Source organism: Leucobacter sp. VD1, from assembly GCF_037150695.1.
Lineage (GTDB): Bacteria > Actinomycetota > Actinomycetes > Actinomycetales > Microbacteriaceae > Leucobacter.
In genome coordinates this window covers 961418-979076 of sequence record NZ_JBBCPO010000001.1, presented here as the reverse complement: position 1 = coordinate 979076, position 17659 = coordinate 961418, and the positions used below count along the sequence as shown (strand labels likewise).

General features: G+C 66.3%; 17 protein-coding genes. 4 read left to right on the top strand and 13 right to left on the bottom strand.

Translation table 11 applies throughout. The features are described 5' to 3' along the window. Position 1: 1 nt before the first annotated feature. The 5 genes from WFL22_RS04545 to sufB are packed head-to-tail and all read right to left on the bottom strand — an operon-like array spanning position 2 to position 4065. Complete coding sequence (locus WFL22_RS04545) at positions 2–361, bottom strand: metal-sulfur cluster assembly factor (protein ID WP_024355859.1); 360 nt, start codon at positions 359–361, stop codon at positions 2–4. Positions 362–378: 17 nt separating this feature from the next. Then, on the bottom strand, positions 379–1137 hold the full coding sequence (sufC, locus tag WFL22_RS04540; RefSeq protein WP_336650926.1) for a Fe-S cluster assembly ATPase SufC: 759 nt from the start codon (positions 1135–1137) through the stop codon (positions 379–381). Continuing rightward, positions 1134–1466 carry a non-heme iron oxygenase ferredoxin subunit gene (locus tag WFL22_RS04535; RefSeq protein WP_336650927.1) on the bottom strand — a complete coding sequence of 111 codons (333 nt, stop codon included), beginning with the start codon at positions 1464–1466 and terminating at the stop codon, positions 1134–1136. Before WFL22_RS04535 ends, sufC begins: the two co-directional genes overlap by 4 nt. Further along, positions 1466–2644, bottom strand: coding sequence for a Fe-S cluster assembly protein SufD (sufD, locus tag WFL22_RS04530; RefSeq protein ID WP_336650928.1), 1179 nt, complete (start codon positions 2642–2644; stop codon positions 1466–1468). Before sufD ends, WFL22_RS04535 begins: the two co-directional genes overlap by 1 nt. 2 nt (positions 2645–2646) lie before the next feature. Then, a complete protein-coding gene (gene sufB / locus WFL22_RS04525; protein ID WP_336650929.1) occupies positions 2647–4065 on the bottom strand; it encodes a Fe-S cluster assembly protein SufB in 1419 nt (472 codons plus the stop codon). A 250-nt stretch (positions 4066–4315) separates the two neighbouring features. On the opposite strand from sufB, the gene WFL22_RS04520 reads away from it, so the two are divergent. Next, positions 4316–5272 (top strand): COX15/CtaA family protein, encoded by a 957-nt coding sequence (locus tag WFL22_RS04520; RefSeq protein WP_336991646.1) that lies wholly within the window; start codon positions 4316–4318, stop codon positions 5270–5272. A gap of 17 nt (positions 5273–5289) precedes the next feature. Here the strand turns inward: WFL22_RS04520 and WFL22_RS04515 are convergent, their stop codons facing one another. Next, positions 5290–7137 (bottom strand): KAP family P-loop NTPase fold protein, encoded by a 1848-nt coding sequence (locus WFL22_RS04515; protein ID WP_336991644.1) that lies wholly within the window; start codon positions 7135–7137, stop codon positions 5290–5292. Positions 7138–7172: 35 nt separating this feature from the next. Then, positions 7173–8111 (bottom strand): heme o synthase, encoded by a 939-nt coding sequence (locus tag WFL22_RS04510; protein WP_336650932.1) that lies wholly within the window; start codon positions 8109–8111, stop codon positions 7173–7175. Positions 8112–8194: 83 nt separating this feature from the next. On the opposite strand from WFL22_RS04510, the gene tkt reads away from it, so the two are divergent. Genes tkt through WFL22_RS04495 form a run of 3 tightly spaced genes read left to right on the top strand, consistent with a single transcriptional unit; the run spans position 8195 to position 13006 of the window. After that, complete coding sequence (gene tkt, locus WFL22_RS04505) at positions 8195–10291, top strand: transketolase (protein ID WP_336991642.1); 2097 nt, start codon at positions 8195–8197, stop codon at positions 10289–10291. Further along, on the top strand, positions 10288–11388 hold the full coding sequence (tal, locus tag WFL22_RS04500; RefSeq protein ID WP_336991640.1) for a transaldolase: 1101 nt from the start codon (positions 10288–10290) through the stop codon (positions 11386–11388). The genes tkt and tal overlap by 4 nt, the downstream gene beginning before the upstream one ends. A 31-nt stretch (positions 11389–11419) precedes the next feature. Next, the gene (locus WFL22_RS04495; protein WP_336991638.1) at positions 11420–13006 is read left to right on the top strand and encodes a glucose-6-phosphate isomerase; all 1587 of its coding nucleotides are present in this window, start codon (positions 11420–11422) and stop codon (positions 13004–13006) included. Positions 13007–13098: 92 nt separating this feature from the next. On the opposite strand, the gene WFL22_RS04490 is transcribed toward WFL22_RS04495, so the two are convergent. The 6 genes from WFL22_RS04490 to whiA all read right to left on the bottom strand — a co-directional run bounded on the left by WFL22_RS04490 (position 13099) and on the right by whiA (position 17605). After that, complete coding sequence (locus WFL22_RS04490; protein WP_336991636.1) at positions 13099–13455, bottom strand: RNA polymerase-binding protein RbpA; 357 nt, start codon at positions 13453–13455, stop codon at positions 13099–13101. Positions 13456–13539: 84 nt separating this feature from the next. Next, positions 13540–13788 carry a preprotein translocase subunit SecG gene (secG, locus tag WFL22_RS04485; RefSeq protein WP_336650937.1) on the bottom strand — a complete coding sequence of 83 codons (249 nt, stop codon included), beginning with the start codon at positions 13786–13788 and terminating at the stop codon, positions 13540–13542. 93 nt (positions 13789–13881) lie between these two features. Further along, on the bottom strand, positions 13882–14679 hold the full coding sequence (gene tpiA / locus WFL22_RS04480; protein WP_336991635.1) for a triose-phosphate isomerase: 798 nt from the start codon (positions 14677–14679) through the stop codon (positions 13882–13884). Beyond that, on the bottom strand, positions 14676–15878 hold the full coding sequence (locus WFL22_RS04475) for a phosphoglycerate kinase (protein WP_336650939.1): 1203 nt from the start codon (positions 15876–15878) through the stop codon (positions 14676–14678). The genes tpiA and WFL22_RS04475 overlap by 4 nt, the downstream gene beginning before the upstream one ends. A 12-nt stretch (positions 15879–15890) precedes the next feature. Then, positions 15891–16508, bottom strand: a complete 618-nt coding sequence (locus WFL22_RS04470) for a superoxide dismutase (RefSeq protein ID WP_336650940.1) — start codon at positions 16506–16508, stop codon at positions 15891–15893. A gap of 116 nt (positions 16509–16624) precedes the next feature. Continuing rightward, complete coding sequence (gene whiA / locus WFL22_RS04465; RefSeq protein WP_336650941.1) at positions 16625–17605, bottom strand: DNA-binding protein WhiA; 981 nt, start codon at positions 17603–17605, stop codon at positions 16625–16627. Positions 17606–17659 lie beyond the last annotated feature (54 nt).

Genomic DNA, 17659 nt, shown 5'->3' with positions numbered 1-17659 from the left:
CTTAGATAGCGAACCCCAGAGCTCTCATCATGTCGCGGCCGTCATCGGTGATGCGCTCGGGAGTCCACGGCGGCATCCACACCCAGTTGATGCGGAAGGCGGCCACGAGCCCGTCAAGCGCCTCGGCGATGTCGTTCTCGATCACGTCGGTGAGCGGGCAGCCGGCGCTCGTGAGCGTCATGCTGATGACGAGCGCGTCGTGCTCCTCGTCGTAGGCGAGATCGTAGATCAGGCCGAGATCGACGATATTGACGCCGAGCTCGGGATCTGACACGTTCTTGAGCGCCTCGGTGGCCTGCTCGCGGAACTCCGGGTCGATCGACTTCGGGGCCGTCGTGGTGTCCGTGGTTTCGTCGCTCATACGACCAGCCTACGCGCCTAGGCCGACGCGAGGAAGCGGTCGTAGCCCTCTTCCTCGAGACGCTCAGCAAGCTCCGGGCCGCCCTCTTCAGCGACGCGACCGTTCACGAAGACGTGCACGAAGTCGGGCTTGATGTAGCGCAGGATGCGGGTGTAGTGGGTGATGAGCAGCACGCCGAGGCCGGTGTTCTCCTTGGCGCGGTTGACGCCCTCGGAGACGATCTTCAGGGCGTCGACGTCGAGGCCGGAGTCGGTCTCGTCGAGCACCGCGAACTTCGGCTTCAGCAGTTCGAGCTGCAGAATCTCGTTGCGCTTCTTCTCGCCGCCCGAGAAGCCCTCGTTGACGTTGCGCGCTGCGAAGGACTCGTCCATACGGAGGTTGCCCATCGCCTCCTTGACGTCCTTCATCCAGGTGCGGATCGCGGGTGCTTCGCCGTCGATTGCGGTCTTGGCGGTGCGCAGGAAGTTCGCGTTGGTCACGCCGGGGATCTCGACGGGGTACTGCATGGCGAGGAAGAGGCCTGCCTGTGCACGCTCGTCGGGCTCGAACTCGGTGATGTCTTCGCCGTCGAGCAGCAGCTGGCCGCTGGTGATCTCGTAGCGCGGGTGACCGGCCACGGCGTAGGCGAGGGTCGACTTGCCGGAGCCGTTGGGGCCCATGATGGCGTGGGTCTCACCCTGCTTGATGGTGAGGTTGACGCCCTTCAGGATCTCCTTGGGGCCCTGCTCGGTTTCGACGCTGACGTGCAGGTCCTTGATTTCAAGAACTGAGCTCATTGTTCAATCTCTTTCGTAACGTTGGTGTCGATGTACACGTCGCCGTCTTCGATCTCGACAACGTAGACGGGGACCGGCTCGTAGGCCGGAAGGTTCTGCGGGTAGCCGGTGCGCAGCGAGAACGCTGAACCGTGCGCCCAGCACTCGAGGGTGTCGTCTTCGACGAAACCCTCGGCGAGGCTGATCTGGCCGTGCGTGCAGGTGTCGCCGATGGCGTGCACCTCACCCTGGCCGTCGAGCACGAGCGCGATCGGCACGTCGTCGACGACGACGCGGATCGCCTGATCCTGTACCAGCTCGCCCAGCGCGGCTACTTTCTGGCGCGCCATTATGCGAGCACGCTCTGCTGCAGCTCGGCCTCGATCGCCTCCTGCAGCCGAGACTCGACCTGCTCGTTGCCGATGCGCTGGATGACCTCGAAGAGGAAGCCGCGCACCACGAGCTTGCGGGCATCGTCCTCGGAGATGCCGCGGCTCTGCAGGTAGAAAATGTGCTCCTCGTCGAAGCGGCCGGTGGTGGAGGCGTGACCCGCACCCTCGATGTCGCCGGTTTCGATCTCGAGGTTCGGGATCGAGTCGGCGCGGGTGCCCTCGGTGAGAGTGAGGTTGCGGTTCTCCTCGTAGCTGTCCGTGCCTTCAGCGACGCGGCGGATCAGGACATCGCCGATCCACACCGCGTGCGCGCCCTCGCCCTGCAGTGCGCCCTTATAGGCGACGCGGCTGCGGGTGCGGGGAGCATTGTGGTCGATGTAGACCTGATGCTCGAGGTGCTGGCCGGCATCGGCGAAGTAGGCGCCGTAGCTTTCGCCATTGGCTCCCTGCCCGTCGAGGTGGATCGAGGGGTTGACGCGCACCACGCCGCCGCCGAGCGAGACGACGATGTGCTGCAGGTTGCCGTCGCGGCCCACGGTCGCGTTGTGGCTGGCGAGGTGAATCGCGTCGTCGGCCCACTCCTGGATGGAGACGACGGTGAGGTTCGCCCCGTCACCGACAACGATCTCGACGTTCTCGGTCAGGTTCGCATCACCCGAGTTCTCGAGGATTACGAGCGCGTTCGCGTTCGGGGCCGCCTCGATGATGGTGTGCGCCGCTGTGGGGTTCTGGCTGAGCCCGGTGCGGTCCACGATGACGGTCTGGCGCTCCTCGCTGGTGAGCAGGATGCGCATGGCGGTGCCGGCCTGGCCCCAGGCGTTCGCAGCGGCCTGGTCTTCGGGGATGCCGGCGCGGCCCACGAGCTCGGAGTCCATGGGAACGCTCGTGACCTCGACGCCGGGGGCGTCGGAGACGACCGGCGCGTGAGAGCCTGCCTCGAGCGGGCCGCCGATGAGCGCCTTGATCGAGGCGATCGGGGTGAACTTCCAGTTCACCTCACGCCCGGTGACCTCGGGAAAATCTGCGAGATTCGTCGACTTGAAGCGTTCGGAGCGGGTCTGCACCGGCGCGCGGTTCTCCCAGTCGCCGTCGCTGTGAGCCTTGAATCCGTGCTGTTCTGTCTGCAGGGTTGACATCTTTAACCGACGGATCCTTCCATGCTCATCTCGATGAGCTTATTCAGTTCGAGCGCGTACTCCATGGGCAGCTCACGTGCGATGGGCTCGATGAAGCCGCGCACGATCATGGCCATCGCCTCCTCCTCGGAGAGCCCGCGGCTCATGAGGTAGAAGAGCTGGTCTTCGCTGACGCGGGTGACCGTCGCCTCGTGCGCGAGCGTGGCATCGTCGGTGCGGATGTCGATCGCGGGGTAGGTGTCGCTGCGCGAGATCGTGTCGACGAGCAGGGCGTCGCAGACCACCGAGTTGGCGGCGTGGTGGGCGTTCGCCTCCACGCGCACTTCACCGCGGTAGCCGGTGCGGCCGCCGCCGCGCGCGATCGACTTCGAGAGGATCGACGACTTGGTGTGCGGGGCGAGGTGGATCATCTTCGCGCCGGCGTCCTGGTGCTGGCCGGGGCCCGCGAACGCGACCGAGAGGGTTTCGCCCTTGGCGTGCTCGCCGGTCAGGTAAATCGACGGGTACTTCATGGTCACCTTGGAACCGATGTTGCCATCGACCCACTCCATGGTGGCACCCTCTTCTGCGATGGCGCGCTTGGTCACGAGGTTGTAGACGTTCGTGGACCAATTCTGGATCGTGGTGTAGCGCACGCGGGCGTTCTTCTTCACGATGATCTCGACGACCGCGGAGTGCAGCGAGTCGCTCTGATAGATCGGGGCGGTGCAGCCCTCGATGTAGTGGACGTAGCTGTCCTCGTCGGCGATGATGAGCGTGCGCTCGAACTGGCCCATGTTCTCCGTGTTGATGCGGAAGTAGGCCTGCAGCGGGATCTCGACGTGCACGCCCTTCGGTACGTACACGAAGGAACCGCCCGACCACACGGCAGTATTGAGCGCCGCGAACTTGTTGTCGCCCGAAGGGATGACGGTGCCGAAGTACTGCTCGAAGATCTCCGGGTGCTCGCGCAGCGCGGTGTCGGTGTCGAGGAAGAGCACACCCTGAGCCTCGAGATCTTCGCGGATTTGGTGGTAGACGACCTCGGATTCGTACTGCGCAGCAACACCGGCGACGAGACGCTGACGCTCAGCCTCGGGGATGCCGAGCTTCTCGTAGGTCTCCTTGATCTCCTCCGGCAGCTCCTCCCAGGTGGTGGCCTGCTTCTCGGTGGAGCGCACGAAGTACTTGATGTTGTCGAAGTCGATCTCAGAGAGGTCGGCCCCCCAAGCGGGCATCGGCTTCCTGTCGAAGATCTGCAGCGCCTTGAGGCGGCGCTGCAGCATCCACTCGGGCTCGTTCTTCAGCGCCGAGATCTCGCGCACGACCTGCTCGCTGAGGCCGCGCTTTGCTGCCGCGCCCGCCTCATCGCTGTCGTGCCAGCCAAACTCGTACTGGCCCAAGCCTTCGAGCTCGGGTCGGTCGATCAATACCTCTGGCATGATCACTCCCTCAATTCTTCGTCTCGCCGAGCGCAGACCGCGTGAGCGTGCGAAACGAATCGAGCGCACAGGTCTGGCTCTGCAGCGGTGCAGTAGTCTGGGCTTCGGACGGAGCCGATCCGGTGCAGAGCACCTGACCACGGCTCGCCGTACGCAACCACAGCTTCCCATTCTACAGGTTTCGGCCTGAAATGGGCGGGGACTCGCCCACGGCGAACCCGCGCGCGGGAAGCACCCGAGAGGAGCTTCGTTGTCCACCCCGAGCAGTTCGATCGCCACTTCCGCATCCGGGTCACGCGGGAAGGACTTCGGCTTTGTCGGAGGCGCCGCCCGACCGTCGTTGCTGCTGCGCTTTTCAGCCTGGGCCTCGTTCGTGCTCAACGTGTTGATCATCGGCACAGGAGGCGCGGTGCGCCTGACGGGATCCGGCCTCGGCTGTAGCGAGTGGCCGCTCTGCACTCCGGAGTCGCTCACCCCTACCCCTGAAATGGGCATCCACGGCCTGATCGAGTTCGGCAACCGCACGATCAGCGGACCGATCCTCCTCTTCTCCGTGCTCGTGGTGGTGTTGAGCTGGCGGATGCTCAGCAAGCTGCGTTTGCGCCGCGATCTTGCCGTGCTGTCGACGCTGGTGCTCGGCCTCGTGCTGCTGCAGGCTGTGGTGGGCGGCGTTATCGTGTGGCTGCACCTGAACGCCAACCTCGTAGGCTTCCATTACGTTGTGTCGCTGCTGCTCGTGTGCCTTACTGCGGCCTACCTCGTGCGCATGTATGAGTCGCCGCTGCCCCGCGAGCTGGCGGTGCCGAGGCCGTTCGCGATCCTCACCCACATCACCACCTTCGTCATGGCGATCAGCATCTTCGTGGGCGTGCTCACCACGGGTGCAGGCCCGCACTCGGGCGATGAACGGGTCGTGCGCGACGGCTTTGACGCCTCGGTGCTTGCGCATGTGCATGCCTGGCCGGGCTATGCGGCTCTGGCTCTCACCGTGGCGCTGGTGATCTGGTCAACGGTGCAGCGGTTGCGGCCCCGGGCGTGGACCCTTGCGCTGCTGGGGGTGCTGCTGGTGCAAATCCTGGTGGGTGTGTATCAGGCGCGCAACGGTTTGCCGCCCCTCGCGGTGGGTGTGCACATGGTGCTCGCCTCGCTCACGGCCGCCTCGATGACCGTTGTGGTGCTGCGGCTCAAGCGGCCCGTGTCGGCGTAGCGCTCCCCGCGGGGTGCTCAGAGCTCGAGCGACGATTCAAGGTCGATGCGCTCGGTGAAGAGGGTCTTCCACAGCTCGGCGAGCCGGTCCACCTGCTCGTCCGACTCGATCCGCTTCATGCAGAAGTCGTTGACGCCGTTGGCGTCGCGCACCTCCTCCGTCAGCCACTCCATCCAGGGGCGCGGACCGAAGTAGACGTGGAAGAACTTCTGGTGCACGTGCATGACGCCCACCCGCTTGCCGGAGCACTCGATCGTCCAGTTGCGGGTGTTGCCGACCTGCATGCCGACGCGCAGCGAGACCTCCGAGGGAAGCGGCACCTCCGACAGTGCGCTGACGAAGCGCTCCGCGAGCCGGTAGGTGTCGGCCAGTTTCGGCTCCTGGCCGAAGCGGTCGCGCCACTCGGTCCGTCGCTCCTCGGCACGGTAGAACTTGTGCCCCCAGACATAGTCGTCTGTCCCGGCCTCGGAGGCCTGCTTGCCGACGCCGGTGATCGCCGAGAGGCTGACGGTGCGGTCGAAAGCGGTACGGTCGAAGCCGCCGTCCTGGTTCAGGAAGACCGTGCGGAAGCAGGTCGCGAAGTGCTGCATCGCGCGGCGTTCGGCGATCGACCAGAGGCCCCAGAGCCGCAGGGTGGCCTCCACCGATCCGGCGTCCATCTCGAGCTCGTCTTCGAGAGCGCCGGTGAGAGCTGTGGTGCCCTTCTCCTGCTCGAAGACGCGTGAGAGGGCGTCCGAGAAGGCGTCGGAGTGCAGGTCGTTGTAGAGGTTGGGGTAGGCGATCTGCAGGCAGAGCACCGCGAAGAGTCGCTCGTGGTTCTCATCGGTGTCGAGGATGCCGCGCAGCAGCATGAAGGTGTTCATGAGGCGCTTGATGGAACGCGGGTTGTTGCTCACCGACGACTGCACGAGGGCTTTGAAGTGACGCTTCTGCTCGGGGCTGAGCTCGATGCCGGCGCTGGCGTAGGTGTCGTCGAGGAGTTCGTCGGTGCGGTAGTTCTCGATCGGCATGTGGAAGGGCACCTGGATGATCTTGTCGAAGAACGATCGCGCTTTCTTCGCCCCGAGCTTGTCCGCCCCGTACTTGTCGCTCACGCCCTGGGCTACCACGTCGAAGTCGATCGCCAGCACGAAGACGCAGTGCTCCAGGTCGAGGAAGAGCTTCAGGGTCTCCATGAGTTCGACGGCCCGCAGCGGGTTGAGTCTGTCGAGATCGTCGATGAAGATCACCACGCGGCCGGGCCCGTCGCGGTGCGCGACGGCGCTGCGCACGAGCTCTGCGAGGTTCTCGCGCAGCTCGCCGAGCATTTCGAGTGCGAGCAGCGGGTCGCCCGCGTGCTGGGGGTCTTGCCTGGTCGGCAGGATCTCGCCGACGCCGCTGCCGAAGGTCAGGTTGGAGACGACGTTCGCCGCGGTGTTGACGCTGAACCGAGCGAGCTGCACGAGCTTCGCCTTGGTCTTCGTCATCGCGTCGCTCGGAGGTGAGGTCTTCTCGAGTTCGGTCACGAGTGCCCGCAGCATGGCGACGGCGAGCATGCTGTCGAGGTTGAATTGCGCGTACTGCCAGGTGTTGAAGCTGACGGTGTAGAGCGGAGGTCGGTCGATCTCAGGCGGCTTCTGCAGAGCCTCGCGGGCTTCATTGCTGCGCACCTCGGAGAGGCGGGCGGTCGGTTCGAGGGCCTGCTCGATGAGCAGCATCGTGTTGGTCTTGCCGGATCCCCAGTCGCCTTGGATCGCGAGGGTCAGCGGTGTACTGCAGCCGCGGATGAAGTCGGCGATGCCATCGATGTAGGGGGCGAGTCCGAGCTGGTCGCGTGCTCGCGGCTGGTCGGACAGTCCTCGACTCGGGTTACGGGTGTTGCTCACATTGGGTAAGCATAGCGCTTTGTATGTCCCGGCAATCAGAAGGGCAGCAGCGGATCGAGTGCAATCGCGAGTGAGAGCACCGAGAGGTAGGTGATCGAGCCGTGGAAGACCTGCATCGGCTTGCCCTCCTGGCCTCGGATCGCGCTGCCGTAGAGTCTGTGCGCCTGCAAGATGAAGTAGCCGCCTGAGACCAGCGCCACAATCGTGTACAGCCAGCCGATGCCAGGTGCCGGGATGAGCAGCAGGCTCGAAGCGACCGTGGCCCAGGTGTAGAGAATCACCTGCAAGCCGACGGTGACGCGGCCGCGCACCACGCCGAGCATGGGAACGCCGGCCGCAGCATAGTCGTCGCGGTAGCGCATCGACAGCGGCCAGTAGTGCGCCGGGGTCCAGAGGAAGATGATGGCAAAGAACACCCAGGCCGGCCAGTCGAGCGACCCTGTCACCGCAGCCCAGCCGATCAGCACCGGGAAGCAGCCGGCGATGCCGCCCCAGATGATGTTCTGCTCGCTGCGACCCTTGAGCCACATCGTGTAGACGACCACATAGGTGAAGATCGCGGCAGCACCCAGCACGGCAGCCAGCCAGTTGGTGGTCGCCCACAGCCAAGCGATCGACACCACGCCGAGCACCCAGGCAAACACGAGCGCGTTGCGGTCGGAGATCTCGCCGGTGACGAGCGGGCGGTTCTTGGTGCGCTGCATGAGGCGGTCGGCCTCACGGTCGATGTAGCAGTTGAAGGCACCAGCCGATCCGGCGCTCATCGCGCCGCCGATCAGGGTCGCGAGTACCAGCCAGAGATTGGGCAGCCCCTGCTCGGCCAGAATCATGGCGGGCACCGTCACCACCAGCAGCAGTTCCATGACGCGCGGCTTCGTGAGTGCGACGTAGTTCTTGACGACGCGACCGAAGGAGCGGCGGGGCTGCTCGGTTCGCGCGGCGGTCTGCGACTGGGCTGAGATCTCGGTGGACATCACACCCTATGGTACCCCGCCTGCCGTAGGATTGCTGAGGTATGCGCGAACGCGCTCGGATTCTTCCCGTCGAAAGGTGACTCTTGGGAAACGAACTGCAGTGGGACGAGCTCGACGATCTCGCGGTGAACACCGCGCGAGTGCTGGCGGCTGACGCTGTCGAGAAGGTGGGCAACGGCCACCCCGGCACCGCTATCAGCCTGGCGCCTCTCGCCTATCTGCTGCACCAGCGGGTGATGCGCCACGATCCGAGCGACGCCGACTGGCTCGGTCGCGACCGCTTCATCCTCTCGGTGGGGCACTCCTCGCTCACCCAGTACGTGCAGCTCTACATGGGCGGCTACGGGCTTGAACTCGAAGATCTCGAGGCACTGCGCACCTGGGGTTCGAAGACCCCCGGCCATCCTGAGTACGGCCACACGGCTGGTGTCGAGATCACCACGGGCCCGCTCGGCCAGGGCCTTGCCTCGGCCGTGGGCTTCGCCTATGCGGCCCGCTACGAGCGCGGTCTCTTCGACCCTGAGGCTGCTCCCGGCACGAGCCCCTTCGACCACTTCGTCTACGTCGTCGCCGGTGACGGCGATCTGCAGGAGGGCGTGACCGCCGAGGCTTCGAGCCTCGCCGGCCACCAGGAGCTCGGCAACCTGATTGCCATCTACGACTCCAACCAGATCTCGATCGAAGACGACACCGACATTTCGTTCTCGGAAGACGTCGCCCAGCGCTACGAGTCCTACGGTTGGCAGGTCATCGAGGTCGACTGGAAGAAGACGGGCGAATACGTCGAAGATCTCGCCGAACTGCACGCCGCAATCGAGGCCGCGAAGGCCGAGACTGGCAAGCCGAGCCTCATTATCCTGAAGACCATCATCGGCTGGCCCTCCCCCGGCAAGCAGAACACGGGCGGCATCCACGGTTCGAAGCTCGGGGGTGAAGAGCTTGCGGGCCTGAAGCGGGCGCTCGGCTTCGATCCCGAGCAGCACTTCGCGGTCGCCCCCGAGGTGATTGCGCACACGCGCAAGGCAGTGGATCGCGGTGCCGAGAAGCGCGCCGAGTGGCAGCGCTCCTTCGACGCGTGGGCGGCGGCCAACCCCGAGCGCAAGGCACTGCTGGACAGGCTCGAGGCCGCTGAACTGCCCGAGGGAGCCCTCGAAGCGCTGCCGGTCTTCGAGCCCGGTGAGAGCATCGCAACGCGTTCCGCGAGCGGCAAGGTGCTCGCCGCGCTCGGACCGATCATGCCCGAGCTGTGGGGCGGATCCGCCGATCTTGCCGGCTCGAACAACACCACGATCCCCGGTGCGCCCTCATTCGTGCCGAGCCGCCGTTCCACCTCGTCATGGCAGGGCAACCCCTACGGCCGCGTGCTGCACTTCGGCATCCGCGAGCACGCGATGGCGGCGATCCTCAACGGCATCCAACTGCACGGCAAGACCCGCAGCTACGGCGGCACCTTCCTGCAGTTCGCCGATTACATGCGCCCCGCAGTGCGACTCGCGGCGCTCATGAACGTGCCGAGCATCTTCGTGTGGACCCACGACTCCATCGCTCTCGGCGAGGATGGCCCCACCCACCAGCCCATCGAGCACCTCGCATCGCTGCGTGCGATCCCGAACCTTGCGATGGTGCGCCCGGCCGACGCGAACGAGACCGCGATCGCCTGGCACGAGGTGCTGAGCCGCCACGCCGGCCCGACCGGCCTCGCACTCACCCGCCAGAACGTGCCCGTGCTGCCCCGTGGCGGCGAGTTCGCAACGCCCGAGGCAGCCGCCGAGGGTGTGCGCCGCGGTGCCTACGTGCTTGCCGACTCCCCCACTGGGTCGGTGGACGTGCTGCTCATCGCTACGGGCTCCGAGGTGCAGCTGGCCGTTGAGGCCCGGCAGCGGCTTGCCGCCGAGGGCATTGGCGCGCGAGTGGTCAGCGCACCTTGCCTGGAGTGGTTCGCGGAGCAGAGCGCCGAGTACCGCGAGAGTGTGCTGCCGGCGTCGGTGCCCGCGCGCGTCAGTGTCGAAGCCGGCCTCGCGCTCGGCTGGGAGCGCTACGTGGGCGATCGTGGCCGTTCGGTGTCGATCGAGCAGTTCGGCGCATCCGCCGACTACGAGACCCTGTTCCGCGAGTTCGGCATCACCACCGAGGCCGTCGTTGAAGCGGCGAAGGAGAGCCTCGCCGAGGTGGCGCGATGAGCGAGTCGACCCGCGCCCTCAGCCGAGCCGGTGTCAGCATCTGGCTCGACGATCTCTCGCGTGCGCGTCTTGAGAGCGGTGAGCTGCGGGCGTTGATCGCGAGCCACGACGTCGTCGGGGTGACCACCAACCCGACGATCTTCGCGGGCGCGATCGGCGGCGGCATCGGCTACGGTGAGCGGATCGCGGCGTGCGCCGCACGCGGCCTCGACGTCGCGGCCACCATTGTCGAACTCACCACAGCCGATGTGGCCGACGCCTGCGACGTGTTCGCCGAGGCATACGCCGAGTCGAATGGTCGTGACGGCAGGGTGTCGATCGAGGTCGAGCCTGGCCTCGCTCGCGATACCGCGGGCACCGTTGCGCAGGCGCGCGAGCTGTGGGCGAAGGTTGACCGCCCCAACGCAATGATCAAGATTCCGGCGACTGTCGAGGGCCTCGAAGCCATCACCGAGACTATCGCCGCCGGGATCAGCGTGAACGTGACCCTCATTTTCAGTCTGCAGCGTTACCGTCAGGTCATCAACGCCTACCTCACCGGGCTTGAGCAGGCGCGGGCTGCGGGCCATGATCTGTCAGCCATCCACTCGGTGGCGTCGTTCTTCGTGTCGCGGGTCGACACCGAGATCGATGCCCGGCTGCACGCTGTGGGCACGGCAGAGGCACGGGCCCTCACCGGCCAGGCGGGTGTCGCGAACGCGCGCCTCGCCTACGAGGTGTTCGAGCAGGCCTTCACCACGGAGCGGGCGCGTCTGCTGCTCGATCTCGGGGCGAATGTGCAGCGGCCGTTGTGGGCGTCGACCGGGGTGAAGGATCCGTCGCTGCGCGACACCCTCTACGTCGAAGAACTCACTGCCCCGCAGACCGTCAACACGATGCCGGAGGCGACGCTGCGGGCGTTCGCCGACCACGGTGAGGTGCGCGGCGAGACCATCACCTCTGAATACCTGGAATCGAATCAGCTGCTCAACGCGATCGACGCGCTGGGCATCGACTACGCCGAAGTGACCGAGAAGCTCGAACTGGAGGGGCTGCAGAAGTTCGAAGCCTCCTGGGATGACCTCTGCGGCACTGTGGCGCGGGCGTTGCAGGCGTAAGGATCGCGCGGCTTTGAAGGAGGTGCACAGCATGGGTGAGATCGAGATTGCGTTCGGAGCCGACGTCGCACACACGAATGGTAGCCGAGCAGGCGAGCTCGTCGATGCGCTGGTGCGGGATCGCGCGGCGAGCCGGCTGTTCGCGCATGATGCTGGCCTGTGGGGCGGCGAGGCAGAGGCTGAGGCTGCGATTAGGTTGGGGTGGACGGATTTCGCGCCGGATGCGGAGCTGTTGATCCCTCGGATCGAGGCGTTGCGCGATGAGTTCGCGGGTGACGGCGTTGACCGCTTTGTGCTGTGCGGTATGGGCGGATCCAGCCTCGCACCTGCCGTGCTTGCCCGTTGGGCTGGTGTCGAGCTCACCATGATCGACTCCACCCACCCGGCGGTGGTGTCGCGTGCGCTCGGCGGTGACCTTGCCCGCACGGCTGTCATCGTGAGTTCCAAGTCGGGCAGCACGATTGAAACCCGCAGTCATCTTGCGACCTTCGAGCAGGCCTTCCGTGAGGCGGGCATCGACCCGGCTTCGCGGGTGGTGATCGTCACCGACCCCGGTTCACCTCTTGATGAGGAGTCCCGCGCTGCTGGGCGCCGGGTCTTTACCGCCGACCCTGAGGTCGGTGGGCGCTTTTCGGCGCTAACGGCTTTCGGCCTGGTGCCCTCTGGGCTCGCCGGTGTCGACGTGCGGCGTCTCGTTGATGAGGCGCAGGCGGTGCGCTCCACGCTGGCTCGCGACGACGTTTCGAATCCTGCGCTGCAGCTTGCCTCGGCGATCGCGGCGGGTTTGCCCCAGCGTTTTGTATTGCTGGTTGGCGAGGCCGCGAACGCGCGGTGGGGGCTCGGCAGCTGGATCGAGCAGCTCGTCGCCGAGTCGACGGGCAAGGAGGGGCACGGGGTGCTGCCGATTGCGCTGCGCCTCGACGCACCCGAGTTCAGTGAGGTGCCTCAGCAGGCCGTGGTTGTGCAGGTGTCTGACGGCGCAGGGCACCCCGGCTCCCCCGATGCCGCCCCCGCCGTCGACAGGGGGGTCGTGGTTTCCGCGCCGCTCGGTGCTCAGCTGCTCTTGTGGGAGACGGCCACCGCGCTGCTGGGCAGGCTGATGGGCATCGACCCCTTCGACCAGCCCGACGTCGAGGCTGCGAAGGTGGCGGCTCGGGCAGCGCTCGCTGAGGCTGGCAGCTCGACGTCGCCGGCACCGGCTGCGCCGCCGACCGCGGAGATCCTGAACCGACTGCGTGAGTCGGTGCCGCCCGGTGGCTACCTTGCGATCCAAGCCTACGTTGACCCGCAAGGCGTGATCGCGGCGGCGCTCGCCGAGCTGCGAGACCGCCTCGCCTCGCATCTCCGTGTGCCTGTCGCTCTGGGCTTCGGCCCGAGCTACCTGCACTCCGTGGGCCAGCTCCACAAGGGCGGGCCTGCGCTCGGTGCATTTCTGCAGATCGGCGACACTGGGACCCCCGAGGTGCCGATCCCCGATTCTAAAGGCTTTGGGGTGCTCATCGCGGCTCAGGCGCGCGGCGACAGAGAGGTGCTTGCAGAGCGGGGGCGGCCGGTCATCGCGATGACGCTCGCCGCGGGCGATCGATCAGTGATCGACGCGCTGCTCGCCGCGCTCTGAGTGTGCAGCTCACGGCTCCTTACAGCTACGAGAAAAGCCCCGATCCGTGTGGATCGGGGCGTTTTCGGTGAACAGGGTTCGAACCGCTACACCTACTTGGCGGTGCCGCGACGCGCGCGCAGCTTCTGCAGCGCAGCATCGAGCAGTTCGTCGGCCTCCTCGGGGGTGCGACGCTCCTTCACATATGCGAGGTGCGTCTTGTACGGCTCGTTCTTGAGGAGCTGCGGCGGGTTCTCGCGGTCACGGCCGGCCGGAAGGCCTGTCGTGGGCGAATCGATCTGCTCGGGGATTTCGTCGAGGGAGACGTCGGCCGCGAAATAGCGGATCGTCTCGTTTCCGAGCGCGTCCCAGTAGGAGATCTGAACACGTTCGGCGCGTGCTCCGTGGTCCTTCTCCCCCATGGGGCCGGATCCGACACGGGCGCCGCGAATGGCGTTACTGCCTGGCAATGGATACCTTTCTGCTACTGAACTGCGAAGATCGTGGCGCGACGGTCTCGCAGTGAGACGCCGGCACTGGCTGGAATCGGAGGATCAGACCACCGAGAAACGGGCAAGCAGCCCAAGACCAACGATCGACGCGACCCACACCAGCGATACGACGATGGTGATGCGGTTGAGGTTGCGCTCAGCGACGCCCGAGGAGCCGAGGCTCGAGGTGACGCCGCCGCCGAACATGTCGGAAAGACCTCCGCCGCGGCCCTTGTGCAGCAGGATGAACAGGGTGAGCAGCAGGCTCGTGATCACCAGGATGACGATCAGAGCGATCTTGAGGATGAGCACGCAGGTCACCTTTCAATGGTTGAGGGCGCGGGAGGCCAACGTCTAGTATACCGATCGTGAGCTGGGGCCGGGCGCGTCGCACCCGGCCCCAGCTCAGGAACCGGTGACGTGCTTCTTGAACTGGATGATGCGGGTGAACTCGTCTGACTTCAGGCTGGCCCCGCCGACGAGCGCGCCGTCGACGTCGGGCTGGCGCAGGAAGCTTGCAACGTTCTGGCTCGACACCGAGCCGCCGTAGAGCACGCGAGTGGTGTCGGCGATCTCCTCGCCCCGCAGTTCGCGAAGTGAATCGCGAATGGCCTTCGCCACCTCCTGAGCCTGCTCCGGCGTGGCGGCCTGACCGCTGCCGATCGCCCACACAGGCTCATAGGCGATCACGAACTCGGCGTCACGAGGAAGCGGAGCGAGTGCTGCTGCAAGCTGCGCCAGCGGGATCGCCGCCGCGCCGTGCTGGTCGAGATCTTCGGCGGTTTCGCCGACGCAGATCATCGGCACCATGCCGGCGCGGTGGGCGGCAAGAGCCTTCTGCCCGACGAGCTGGTCACCTTCGCCGTGGCCGTGGCGGCGCTCCGAATGGCCCACGAGCACGTACCGCACCTCAAGCTTGCGGAGCATCTGGGCCGAGACGTCGCCGGTGTAGGCGCCGGCCTCGTGAGGTGACACATCCTGAGCCCCGAGCACGAGCGATAGCTTATCGGCCGCGACAAGGGTCTGCACCGAACGAAGATCGGTGAAGGGCGGGAAGACAGCCACTTCGGTGCTGGCGTAGTCGTGCTTGACGTCTTTGAGCGCCCACGACACCTTCTGCACGAGAGCGATGGCCTGGAGATGATCGAGGTTCATCTTCCAGTTCCCTGCAATGAGCGGGGTGCGCTGAGCGTTCGCGGTCACGCGAGCACCTCCAATCCGGGAAGGGGCTTGCCCTCGAGGAACTCGAGGCTTGCGCCGCCGCCCGTCGAGATGTGGCCGAACTGATCGTCGGAGAATCCGAGAGCACGCACCGCGGCCGCCGAGTCGCCGCCTCCAACAACGGTGAAGCCGTCGGTTTCGGTGAGCGCCTTCGCCACGGCACGGGTGCCCGCAGCGAATGCCTCCATCTCGAACACGCCCATCGGACCGTTCCAGAAGACCGTCGCGGATTCTGCAATGACCTTCGCGAATGCCGCGGCAGAATCGGGACCGATGTCGAGGCCGATTCCGGCCTCGCCGAAGCTCGACGACTCGATGGCGTCGGCGGGCACAACCTCGTGAGCGGCGTCGGCCGCGAAGGCCTCGGCCACGACGACGTCGCTCGGCAGCACGATGCGCACACCGCGCTTCTCAGCCTCGGCAAGATAGCCGCGCACGGTGTCGAGCTGATCCTGCTCGAGCAGGCTCGCCGCGACGGCGTGGCCCTGGGCTGCGAGGAAGGTGAACAGCATGCCGCCGCCGATGAGCAGGGTGTCGACGCGCTCGAGGAGGTGTGCGATGACGCCGAGCTTGTCGGAGACCTTCGATCCGCCGAGCACCACCGTGTAGGGGCGCGCAGGGTCGACGGTGAGGCGCTGCAGCACCTCAAGCTCGGCCGCGACGAGGCGGCCGGCCGCGCTGGGCAGCAGTTCGGCGAGGTCGGTCACGCTCGCCTGGCGGCGGTGCACAACGCCGAAGCCGTCGGAGATGAAGGCGTCGCCGAACTCGGCGATCTGCTCGGCAAAGGCGCGCCGTTCGGCATCGTCCTTGCTGGTCTCCCCCGCGTTGAAGCGCAGGTTTTCGAGCAGTACGACGTCACCGTCGGTGAGCGCTGCAACCGCCGCCGATGCCTCGGCACCGACGGTCTCGTTGACGAACTCGACGGGGGCGCCGAGCAGCTCCGACATGCGCACCGCCACGGGCTTCAGCGAGTAGCGGGCTTCTGGTTCGCCCTTCGGTCGGCCCAGGTGGCTGATGAGGACGACCTTCGCGCCCGCATCGCGGAGTTCGCGGATCGTGGTGAGCGAGGCGCGAATCCGGCCGTCATCGGTGATGACGCCGTCGGACAGCGGAACGTTCAGATCGCAGCGGACAATGACGGTGCGGGAACGCAGGTCTCCCAGTGATTCAATGGTGCGCATGTCGGGCGGAGCTCAGATCAGGCCGGGGGTCTGCGAGCGGGCGGTTTCGAAGCGGCGAGCCACATCCTGCCAGTTGGCGATGTTCCAGAACGCCTTCACGTAGTCAGCGCGCACGTTGAGGTAGTCGAGGTAGTAGGCGTGCTCCCAAACATCGAGCATCAGCAGCGGCACGGTGCCTGCGGGCAGGTTGCCCTGCTGGTCGAAGAGTTGCACGATGTTGGGGCGCTGACCCAGCGCATCCCACGCGAGCACTGCCCAACCGGAGCCCTGCACGCCGAGCGCGGTTGCCGTGAAGTGGGCCTGGAACTTCTCGAAGGAGCCGAAGTACTCGTCGATTGCTGCGGCGAGCTCGCCCTCGGGGCGCTCCCCGCCTTCGGGCGAGAGGTTGTTCCAGAAGATGGTGTGGTTGACGTGGCCACCCAGGTTGAAGGCGAGATCTTTCTCGAGCTTGTTGACCGCGGCGAGGTTCTCGGCGTCGCGGGCTTCGGCAAGCTGCTCGAGCGCGGTGTTGGCACCGGTCACGTAAGCCTGGTGGTGCTTGTCATGGTGCAACTGCATGATCTTGCCGCTGATGTGCGGCTCGAGCGCGGCGTAATCGTAGGGAAGCTCGGGGAGTGAATAGGCGGCCATGAGGCGCTCCAATCTCTGCGTTCGACAGTTGACAGTTCAAGTCTAGGGCTCCGGCGTTGGGAAAGGCGGAGAATCGTTTCCAGCCCGAGGGGGGTTGACGCGCCGAGGCGCGGCGGTCACATCGAGTCGAGCTCTTCCGGCAGGCTTGCCTCGGTGCCGGGGATGCCTCGGGCTTCGGCCTCTTTGTCGGCCATTGCGAGGAGGCGTCGGATGCGGCCGGCGACGGCATCTTTGGTGAGCGGTGGATCGGCGCGGGTGCCGAGGTCGTCGAGGCTGGCTTCGCGGTGCGCGAGGCGCAGCTGACCTGCGTAGAGCAGGTGCTCGGGAACGCCGTCGCCGAGAATTTCGAGCGCCCGCTCGACGCGCGCGCACGCCGCGACGGAGGCCTGTGCCGAGCGTCGCAGGTTGGCGTCGTCGAAGTTGACGAGACGGTTCGCGGTTGCGCGGGTTTCGCGGGCACGGCGCAGTTCGTCCCATGCGGTGCGAGCCTGCTGGGCGCCCATTGCGCCGAGCATCTCGCCGATCGCCTCGCTGTCGCGGATCATAACCTTGTTCTGACCGCGGATCTCGCGGCTCTTTGCGTCGATGCCGATGCGGCTGGCAGCGCCCACGAGAGCCATGGTGACCTCGCTGGTGGGGCACACGATTTCGAGAGCGGCGGATCGGCCCGGTGCGGTGATGCCTCCGCGTGCGAGGAAGGCGCCGCGCCAGAGTGCTGCGAGTTCGGCCTGCGCTCCCGTCGTGAGGCGGTTCGGCAGGCCGCGGATCTGGCGGCGTCGCTGATCGAGCAGGCCGAGCTGGCGTGCAAGCGTTTCGCCGTCGAGCACGCGAACGAGGAACTGCGGAGCGCCGGGCCTGGTGCTCGAGGGGGGTAGCTGCTTGGCCTCCGAACGCACGCCGTAGAGTTCGGCGAGATCTTTGCGTACCCGCTGCACGATCTGCGGGGTGTGGAGTTCTGCCTCAAGCGCGATACGACCCGAGATCGTGTGGAGGCCGCCCGCGAGACGCAGAATCGTGGCGACTTCGGCGACGCGTTCGCCGGTGCGCTGCACCGGGAACCGTACGAGTTCGCTCTTCACCTCGGGAGTAGACAGCACGAATCGGATCCTTTCGGAGAATGAGGGTTGAAGAGGGGGCGCTGCGGCGCGCGG